The organism is Roseovarius halophilus (ex Wu et al. 2025) (assembly GCF_047086965.1).
Window position 1 is genome coordinate 1 of the sequence record NZ_JBKOTX010000211.1, and the last position, 8,552, is coordinate 8,552.

General features: G+C 53.8%; 3 protein-coding genes. All 3 read left to right on the forward strand.

The window, feature by feature from the left end; all coding sequences use genetic code 11:
• The first annotated feature begins 83 nt into the window (after positions 1-83).
• Entirely contained in the window at positions 84-434 is a 351-nt protein-coding gene (tnpB, locus tag ACH107_RS26975) for an IS66 family insertion sequence element accessory protein TnpB (protein ID WP_412508752.1), read from the forward strand.
• A gap of 54 nt (positions 435-488) precedes the next feature.
• Positions 489-2,066, forward strand: coding sequence for an IS66 family transposase (gene tnpC, locus ACH107_RS26980; RefSeq protein WP_412508754.1), 1,578 nt, complete (start codon positions 489-491; stop codon positions 2,064-2,066).
• Positions 2,067-2,636: 570 nt separating this feature from the next.
• A partial coding sequence (locus tag ACH107_RS26985) for an Ig-like domain-containing protein (RefSeq protein ID WP_412508755.1) occupies positions 2,637-8,552 on the forward strand: 5,916 nt, incomplete at its 3' end.

An 8,552-nucleotide genomic window follows, 5' to 3' on the forward strand; every position in this document is an offset into this window, starting at 1 on the left:
GGCGAGGTGGTGATCCAGCTCGAGGCTGACACGCCCGCCGCTCGCATTGCCGGGATCGTCCGGGCGCTCGGGGTGCCCGCGTAATGCTGCCCGCGCACAGGGTGCGCATCCTGGTGGCGACGCAGCCGGTCGATTTCCGGAAAGGCCATGACGGGTTGGCGGCGCTGGTTCAGTCTGTGCTTACGGAGGACCCGTTCACCGGTACGGTGTTCGTGTTCCGCGCGAAGCGGGCTGACCGGCTGAAGATCCTGTTCTGGGACGGGACCGGTTTGGTGATGGCTTACAAGCGGTTGGAAGAGGCAACCTTCACCTGGCCGGCCATCCGGGACGGGGTGATGGCCCTGAACCGGGCGCAGTTCGAGGCGCTCTTCGCCGGCCTGGACTGGCGCCGGGTGAAGGCGCTGGAGGCACGCCGGCCGGCTGCGGCGGAGTGACTCGGGCGGGTGAATTGGCGCGCATTTCCAGCCGGTTCAGGGTATATTCGGGGCATGTCGGCCCTGCCTGATATCGACCTCTCGGCCATTCCCGAGGACCAGCGCGATACGATCGCCGCACTGCTGCGCGAGAACAGCAACCTCAAGGGTGAGAAGACCAGCCTTCAGCAGATCGTCAAGCGCCTCGAGCACCTGGTGGCCGAACTGAACCATGTCGTGCATGGCAAGAAATCCGAGAAGCTCGACGAGGACGATCGGCAATTGGCGTTCGAGGACCTCAACGTGGCAATCTCCGAGGCCGAGGAACAGAAACAGGATCAAGCGCCCGGCGATGACACGCCGAAACGCAAACGGGTGGCCAGGCGCAACCGTGGCAACCTGCCCGCAGACCTGCCGCGGATCGAGCAGGTCGTCGAGCCCGAGAGCCTGATATGCCCCTGCAGCTGTGGTCAGATGCACAAGATCGGCGAAGACCGCACCGAGCGGCTGGACATCGTGCCGGCGCAGCTGCGTGTGATCGTGACCGTCCGCCCCAAATACGCCTGCCGCGCCTGCACCGATGGCGTGACGCAGGCGCCGGCCCCCGCCGCCCTGATCGAGGGCGGCCTGCCGACCGAGGGCGCCATCGCGCACGTGCTGGTCAGCAAATATGCCGACCACCTGCCGTTATACCGCCAGAGCCAGATGCTCGCCCGGTCGGGTGTCACCATCGACCGCGGTACCCTGGCCAACTGGGTGGGCGTTGCGGGGTTCCACCTGCGGCCCGTCGTCGATCGGCTGGCCGAGCACCTGAAGGCGTCCACCAAGCTGTTCATGGACGAGACCACGGCGCCGGTGCTCGATCCGGGGCGGGGGCGCACCAAGACCGGCTATCTCTGGGCACTGGCCCGCGACGACCGCAGGTGGGGCGGCGCTGACCCGCCCGGCGTGGTGTTCTTTTACGCCCCGGGTCGGAGCGGGCAGAATGCCGAAACCTTCCTGACTGGCTTCGACGGGATCCTGCAACTCGACGGATATACGGGCTACAACCGCCTGACACGCCCCTCCCGCAAGGGCGGCGAGCCCATCCGCGTGGCCCATTGTTGGGCGCACGCCCGGCGCAAGCTGAAGGAAGTGTTCGACCGCGACGGCTCCGAGATCGCCGCCGAGGGGCTGCGGCGTATTGCCGAGTTCTACAAGGTCGAAGCTGACATCCACGGCGTCGAACCAGGTCAACGCCTCTCGGCCCGGCAGGCACGAACGGCCCCGCTGGTGGCGGCGTTCGGCGACTGGCTACAGGAACAGCGGCTTCGGGTCTCGGCCAAGTCCCGCCTCGGCGAGAAGCTGGCCTATATCCATCGCCACTGGGACGGACTGCAGACCCTTCTCCATGACGGCCGCGTCGAGATCGATTCAAACGGCGTCGAAAATCTGATCCGCCCGATCGCTCTGAACAGGAAAAATGCGTTGTTCGCCGGTCACGACGAGGGCGGCAAGGCCTGGGGCCGCATCGCGTCCCTGATCGAGACCGCGAAGATCAACGGCGTCGAGCCCTTCGCCTATCTCAAGGCAACGCTCGAGGCCATCGCCGCCGGCCATCCGAAAAACCGGATCGACGAACTCCTCCCCTGGAACTTCCAGCCGTCAAGCTGAAAAACCGTGGGGCCCAGCTGGCGCTTACTCACAAGATCAACAGGCTCGATGAGCTTCTGCCGTGGAACTGGGCGCCCATGCCAGAGGCTGCGCCCAAGACCGAAGCCGCCTGAGGCCGCAAGGCGGTTCAAACCGGGCGGTTACAACGCGTTCATCATGGTCCACTTAGTTGAACAGCGACACCCCCAACAGAACCGTCCCGCGCATCGTCACCTCATTCGTCACCTGAAAAAAGTGAACCACGTCCTCAAATAACAGTCCAAAAAACGGTTTCAGTGACCACTTAGGGCGAACGACAGCTGCATCGTTCATATATAAGCATCGCACAAATCTATCGAAAGTATCAAATGTAAAACGTACGCTCATATGCCGATTATTGACAACGCATTCAAGCCCGTAGAGGGAGCATTGGTGAAGCCCCGAGCAAGCAAGCCAATCGTTACACTGAAGGTTGACATGATCCGAGTTCTACTAATCGCCGCGTTCGCGATCTCAGTCTTTGTCTCTTCCTCACTATCCGCAAGCGGACAGACAGTTGAGTTCACATCTGTAGAAGTGACAAATGACATCATGACGCTTACCGCCGATAACGGCTACCAATTGGTGCTAGAGCATAGTGCTAGTGGAAAGTTTAACAATGATGGACGCGTTGAAATGAATGCTCCTTCAAATGTAACATTTAAAGCGCTTGGTTTTGAAGTTTCGCAAATAAATTTTGAAAATATCGATGACATGGATGACGCAGCTCCAAGGGACACGTGGATCGCGAACGTTCCAGGGAAGTGGGAAGATAATACAAATTTGGCCGTCGCAACGAACTCGGATGGACTAGAAATTTTTACACTAGATGCCGGTGTTCCTGTTTCTTGGGACGAAGATGAGCGTCAGCGTTTAAGGGCTGTTGATGGCGTCGGTGACATTCTCATAAATACATCAGGCGGCAATAACCCAAGAGGAGAAGCCGCGATCTTCCGGCCAAATCCATCCGTCAAGGAATTCAAAATCTACATGGACGATATTGATGGATCGCGTGGCGCAACCATGTTCTTCACGATCGCTGGTGTTTCAGTCGAGGTTCAGGATACAACGCCTCCTGAGCTGACAGGTCCAAGTGGTATTGGTGATCAAAACGTCACTAATGGTCCTCTCTACAAGACGGTAACTGATGGTCATACAGGAGAGGTTTTTACTGTCTCTGCAAATGAACCGATAAAGACCTTCAGCTTGTTGGGTGATGATGCAGAGCATTTTCAGATTTCGGACCAAGGGCAAATTGAATTTAAGCAGACGCCGCAATTCGACAACCCTCATGACCTTGATGGGGACAACATATATATAACGGAAGTTGAAGCGGTTGACCTTGCGGGGAATACTACGACCCTACCCATAACAATTACTGTGACAGAAGATGGTACCGTCACAACAAACAATGCGGCGCCAGTCATCAGCGCGCCAAATTCAGTCAGTGACGACCCTTTTGCGTATTCAGTTCCTGAGTATGAGGCCTTGGCGGTAGAGCAATTCAAGGCAGATGAGCCCGTCACTTGGAGCATTTCTGGCACTGACGCATCGAACTTTTCAATCGACAGTGCTGGCACGTTGTCATTCAATAGCCTTCCATCGCATGCAAACCCAAATGATTCAGATGAGGACAGTGTTTATAATCTTGAAGTTGAGGCAACTGACGTCGATGGCGACGTAACCACGGAGCCAGTTGTAGTTAATGTCACGCCCAAGACTCCTCAGCTTACAGGCCCCGATGGGCCAGACAAGATGAAGACCGGCAGCACATTTCAGCAGGAGTTCTATGAGGAGAATTACATCGTAGACGATGGGGTAATCGTTGAAGATAATAGCGGGAAGTATAACCCGAAAAACCAATTTGTGCCAGACACGGGCGAGAACTATGCTGGAAAGATCACATCGGATGTTCCAATTACAAGTTGGAGCGTACACGGAGGCGATGATCAGTCAAAATTTCGCATATCAGCCGAGGGTTTGGTCTTCTTTGACCATGATGAAGACACAACAGACGATCCGGCGGACTATGAAAATCCCAATGATGCAAACCAGGACAATATCTATAACGTTAAATTCAAGGGCGAAGCTGAAAACGGAGAAATTGTTTATGCTGATTTTTCGGTAAAGATTAAGGACCTTATTGAGGGGGTTTTGCCAGGAAGTGAAGTGCAGGATCCGACTGCTAATGACGATTTCGAAAATGATCTAGCGATCGGGGACACGGCCGTCGTTGATGTACTTGATAATGATATTCCAAAGCCTTTAGATAACGCATCTGTACGGCTTTTAGATAATTCTGGAGCTGAAGTCACGACGTTGACTGTCTCTGGTGAAGGAGATTGGTCTGTCGACACAAACAGTGGAGAAATTACCTTCACGCCCGAGTCGGATTTTGAGGCCGACCCAACCCCGATCCAATATGTTGTTTCCGATGATCTGGGTCGGCAAGCTGACCCCGCAACGGTTACCTTGGAGTATAATACCCGACCGATAACGAAGGACGATACAAGTGCTGGTAATACCTCTGGCCAAGCGGTAGAGCTTGATGTTCTTGCAAATGATACATCGGGCTCAACGCTAGATGCTTCGACGGTTCAACTGGTGCAAGCGGATGGGACGCAGCTAGATGCAGGAGACGAACTTGACGTCTCTGGTGAAGGCACTTGGTCTGTCGGCACGAGCAGTGGAGCAATTACCTTCACGCCCGAGTCGGATTTTGAGGCCGACCCAACGCCGATCCGTTATGTGGTATCAGATACAAACGGAAGCAAATCCAACCCTGCAAAGGTGACCGTTGGGTATGGCAGCAATCCTGTTGCTGCTGATGATACAAGCACTGCAAACCCTATCGGATTGCCGGTTGTGGTGGATGTCTTGAACAACGATGCGGCAGGAACTGGCAATTTGGACCCAAGCAGTGTCGAGCTGATCGACGGGAGTAGTGAAGTCACCACTCTCAGCATCGACGGTGAAGGTGTGTGGAGCGTTGAAAGTGATGGAAAAATAAAATTTACACCTGAGGATGGATTTAGCGGCGATCCAACACCAGTAGACTACGTCGTGTCTGATACTTCTGATCCAGCGGCGCAATCCAACCAAGCCAAATTGACGATTGAATACACTGATCCGCCGGTAGCGGAAGATGATGAAAAACTGGACCAGCCGGCGGGAACATCAGTGACATTTGATGTTCTTGACAATGACACAGTGTCTGCTGGCAGGCTTGTTGACCGTAGTTCTGTAAAACTGCTCAAGGCGGATGGTGGTAAAGTTGATACAATCACTGTTCCAGGTGAAGGGTCGTGGACTGTCAATGAAAAGACTGGGGGTGTTACATTCACTCCGGAGCTAGGGTTTACGGGTGACCCGCAGCCTATCGCCTACATATTCGGCGACAATCAGGGCAACGTTTCAGCGCCGGCATCGATTAGCCTTGGTTATGGCGAGGGCCCGATTGCCGAAAACGACACATTTACCGACCAGCCGTCGGGTCAAGCGGTCGTGGTTGACGTTGTTGCAAATGATACGTCCGGCACAACGCCAGACGATTCGAAAATCCAGCTAGTTCAGGAGAATGGTAGCCTGCTCGCCGTAGGTGATTCACTTACTGTCGCGGGTGAAGGAACCTGGTCTGTAGGCCCGAATCCTGGAGAAATTACCTTCACGCCCGAGTCGGATTTTGAGGCCGACCCAACCCCGATTCAATATCTTGTCTCCGATTCCAATGACAATCGGTCCAATCTTGCGACGGTTAGCGTGGGGTTTGCCGCTCCTCCTATTGCGAAGGACGATACAAGTGCTGGTAATACTTCTGGCCACGCGGTAGCGGTTGATGTTCTTGCAAATGATGCATCGGGCTCAACGCCAGATGCTTCAACTGTTCAACTGATGGATGATGGTACTGAAGTCTCCACGTTTACCGTCTCTGGTGAAGGTGTATGGAGCGTAGAGAGTGATGGTAAAATCAAGTTTGAACCATTAGACGGCCTCACAGGTGACCCGACGCCAATCCGTTATTTGGTATCAGATGCAAACGGAAGCAAATCCAACCTTGCAACGGTGACCGTTGGGTATGGCAGCAATCCTGTTGCTGCTGATGATACAAGCACTGCAAACCCTATCGGATCGCCGGTTCTGGTGGATATCTTGAACAACGATGCGGCAGGAACTGGCAATCTGGACCCAAGCAGTGTCGAGCTGATCGACGGGAATAGTGAAGTCACCACTCTAAGCATCGACGGTGAAGGTGTGTGGAGCGTTGAAAGTGATGGAAAAATAAAATTTACACCTGGGGATGGATTTAGCGGCGATCCAACACCAGTTGATTACGTCGTATCTGACGGAGCGGCGCAATCCAACCAAGCCGAATTGACGATTGAATACACTGATCCGCCGGTAGCGGCAGATGATGAAAAGCTGGACCAGCCGGCGGGCACATCAGTGACATTCGATGTTCTTGACAATGACACGGTCGTCGATAGGGCAATGGACGTATCTACCGTTGTATTGCTTGATGAGAGTAATGCTGGCGCTGAAGTGTCCCGACTTACCATCCCCGACGAGGGAGTTTGGACGGTTGATACACAAACAGGGTTGATCACATTTAGTCCTGTCGATAATTTTCTGGGGCCCGTTACTCCAGTTCCATATGTGGTCTCTGACACACAAGGTAACGACTCTGATCCAGCCGACATAGTCTTAGGCTATCAGACAGCCAATCAATACCGCGATAGTGATGGTGATGGAATTCCCGACCATCTTGATCTCAATCCTGCTGAATATGACCCGCAAGGCTATTTTTATTGTGAAGACGACGGGCGCATCATTCCTGGTGGCAGTATAAGTGTCACAGGCCCATCTGGTACGAATTCGTCGGTCGGAATTTTTAATAACATTCGCATGGTAAAAGACGGTAGTGATGGCGAATTTCAGTGGTTCGCACTGGAAGAAGGGACGTTCACAGTAAATTATACAGCCCCGGCAGGATTTGACATAAATACCGGCGAAAATGAAGGAACGCTGGATGTGACCAATCTTCTGCCTGAAAATCCAGCTTTCATTGGCTCTGAGGAAGATGGCGACAGTGGTGTGATGAAAGACTTCAGCCCCTCAGCGAATGCATACTACGACGAATTTATAATTGCAGCTGGTGACCCGCACGTTCTTGGGAATAACATAGCCCTTAAAGATTGTGCTATTACTCACGTAATTGAGTCTGTGCAGGATGGGGCGGAGAATAATAGCGGAGACCCATCGCCTGTGAAATTCAAAGTGAGTGTTGAAAACGCTCCGAATGCTGATCAGGCGATATCTTACACACTGTCTGGTAGTGCTGAAGCAGGAGTGGACTTCACAGACCAAAATTCTGGGGTTGTAATACTTGGAGCTGGAGAGACTTCGGTTGAGATTATTCTTGACGTTTTAGAAGATGGCTTGGTTGAGGGTGCTGAGGGTGTAACTGTTTCGCTCACGAGCTTTGAAGAAGCGGGCACGACTACGCCCTTGGACTCGTCACTAACTGCTGCTTCTACAATTCGCGACGATGATGCGACTGAGATCGTTGTGCGTGACCTGGATTTATCTGCGACGGAAGTCGGTAATGATCATGGTAGCATGGCTTTTTCGTTGGCAGGTGAGCCATCAGATGACGTAATTTTGACATTCTCGGGTGATGAGCAGTGCGACGTGTCGCCCAAAGTGGTTACCCTTACTCCACAAAACTATTCGGCTGAACAGACCGTGGACATTATTGCTATCGAAGATGGCAAGGACGAGGGGAATCATGATTGTCAGCCGGCAGTAAGCGTGTCGTCAGCTGATAACCGGTACAATGGACTTGGTGTAGCTCTATCCACAGTTCAGATTGTCGACAGCATGATCGACCAGATTTATGAGCCGCTAAAAGAGATTTTAGAAAACGATCTGCGCGAGACTGTCACCAAACAGTCGCGGCTGTTCGAAGATATTGCCAAGGGTGCCCAAGACCGCCTCGCGAACAAATTGGGGGGCGAGTGCGAGGATATGTTAAATCGAGCGGTGGCTGACCGTCCAATTCTGTTTGCGACCGGTAGCCATGATGTTCTTGAAAACCGCTCTCCTGTTTTGTCGGAAATTATTCGTGTTCTGCAGCGTTGTGAACCCGATCGTATTGAGGTCTTGGGATTTACGGACGCCAGCGGGAACAACATGCAGAATAACGACCTAAGTCAGGCCCGCGCTGAGTCCATTGTCGAGGTGCTTGCTCGGCGAGGTGTGGACAGTGAGCGGCTCGTGGCACGCGGGTACGGGGAGCGCGAGCCTGTGGCGGACAATGCAACCGCCGAAGGTCGTGCGCAGAACCGCCGCGTGGAGTTCAGAGTGATCAGCGAGGCGCCCAAGCCCGAAGAATGTGGCCAAGTGCGTCCGTTTGACGTGAACGGCTCTGCTGAAGCGGGGGCTGGACGGTTCAACACCGACGGCACCTTC